This is a genomic window from Nocardioides sp. (genome assembly GCF_051876515.1).
In the GTDB taxonomy this organism is placed as follows: Bacteria; Actinomycetota; Actinomycetes; order Propionibacteriales; family Nocardioidaceae; genus Nocardioides.
The window spans coordinates 1,977-3,535 of the sequence record NZ_JBJEHY010000056.1; the positions used below are offsets into that span (position 1 = coordinate 1,977).

At 72.6% G+C, this 1,559-nt stretch carries 2 protein-coding genes; one reads left to right on the forward strand and one right to left on the reverse strand.

Going from position 1 to position 1,559, the window contains the following annotated elements:
* Positions 1 to 28: 28 nt before the first annotated feature.
* Positions 29 to 508: a DinB family protein gene (locus ACI379_RS03585; RefSeq protein WP_439790689.1), complete on the forward strand. Its 480-nt coding sequence runs from the start codon at positions 29 to 31 to the stop codon at positions 506 to 508.
* A gap of 94 nt (positions 509 to 602) precedes the next feature.
* Here the strand turns inward: ACI379_RS03585 and ACI379_RS03590 are convergent, their stop codons facing one another.
* Complete coding sequence (locus ACI379_RS03590) at positions 603 to 1,019, reverse strand: VOC family protein (RefSeq protein WP_439790690.1); 417 nt, start codon at positions 1,017 to 1,019, stop codon at positions 603 to 605.
* Positions 1,020 to 1,559: the final 540 nt, after the last annotated feature.

Sequence of the window (1,559 nt, forward strand, 5' to 3'; positions counted from 1 at the left end):
CGCCCGACCCACCTCCTAGGCTGGCGCGATGGACCTCCAGACGGCGGACGAACGGCCCCTGCTCGAGCGGATGCTGGACCGGCAGCGCGAGGAGGTCGCCGGCCTGCTGGACGGGCTCGACGAGGCCGCCGCGCGGGCCCGGCTGGTCCCGTCCCTGACCACGCCGCTGGGACTGGTCACGCACGCCACCTTCGTGGAGCAGGTCTGGTTCCACCACCGCGTCGACGGCCGCAGCCGGGAGGAGCTCGGCATCCCACGCACCGTCGACGCGAGCTTCCGGCTCGCCACGACCGACACGGTGGAGTCGGTGCGGGCGGCGTACGCGGAGGCCTGCGAGCGTTCCCGCCAGATCGCGGCCCAGCACGAGCTGGACGAACGGTTCGACTGGTACGGCAACCCGGTCAGCCTGCGTTTCGTGTACGTCCACATGGTCGCCGAGCTGGCCCGTCACGCCGGGCACGGCGACATCCTCGTGGAGCAGTTGGCGGACGGCGCCGTGAGTCGCTGAGCCGGTGCGCGAGGCCCGTCGTCGCGGCGCGCCCGCTCCTCCAGCGGTCGCGGCTGAGCACCGTCACCCCCGCGGTGCTCGGCCGGGGCCCGTCCTACGGCTGCGCACCGAGGGCGTGGCCCGCGTCGACGTACAGGCAGAAGGGGTGGCCGGCAGGGTCGAGCAGGACCCGGACGTTGTCCTGGGGCTGCTCCCCCGCGAGCCGCGCCCCCAGCCCGATCGCACGCGCCGTCTCGGCGGCCAGGTCGGTGACCTCGAAATCGAGGTGCAGCATCATCTGCTGCGCGCCGGGCCGCGGCGGCCACGTCGGCGGGACGTGGTCGGGGTTGTGCTGGACGCTGAGGTACGCCACCCCCTCGCCCGGGTCCAGCGCCGCGTCCGTCTCGTCGGCATGGTGGATCGTCCAGCCCCGCAGCTGGTTGTAGAACGTGGCCAGCACGGCCACGTCGTCCGTGTCGAGCACGACGCCCCACCAGTCGTGCCGCTGCCACCGGTCCCGAGAGTCGACCATCGACTCATCGTGCCACGGGGTCGGGCCACGGTGGTTGAGCCTGTCAGGTGATCGGTGGTTGAGCTTGTCGAAACCACTGGTCTACTGCCCGCCCCGGAGTGTCAGAGGGCGTCCCTAGCGTTGCACCCATGTTCGAGACGAGCGCGGCGACAGGCAGCCCGGTGGAGGACCTCTCCACCGGCGGGCTGTTGACGCGCGCTCGGGCATCCTCGGCCGCTGCGCAGCGCGCGGAGGCTGAGGTCTTGTCGGTGGCGTACGCGTGGGCACTCGCGCACCCCGCCCGCGAGGCCGGCCCGGGGGCGGCGTTCAGGACAGGTCCGATGGCCGACTTCGACCCATCGCGGGCGAGGGATGCCCCGAGGTCGACGAGTACGCCCCCGCCGAGATCGGCGCGGTCCTCGGCCTGTCGACGACAGCAGCCAAGCGGCTGATCGGACACGCCCTTGAACTGCGCTGCCGACTCCCGCGGTCGCAGGCAAGGTGGTCCGGCCCAGTTGGAGCGTGTGGTCGCCGAAGCGATCAAACGCCACCAGCTGGCTC

Bases quoted from the DNA above. Each gene is read 5' to 3' on its own strand.
- ACI379_RS03585 (WP_439790689.1), top strand. From the start codon at position 29: ATGGACCTCCAGACGGCGGACGAACGGCCCCTGCTCGAGCGGATGCTG.
- ACI379_RS03590 (WP_439790690.1), bottom strand. From the start codon at position 1,019: ATGGTCGACTCTCGGGACCGGTGGCAGCGGCACGACTGGTGGGGCGTC.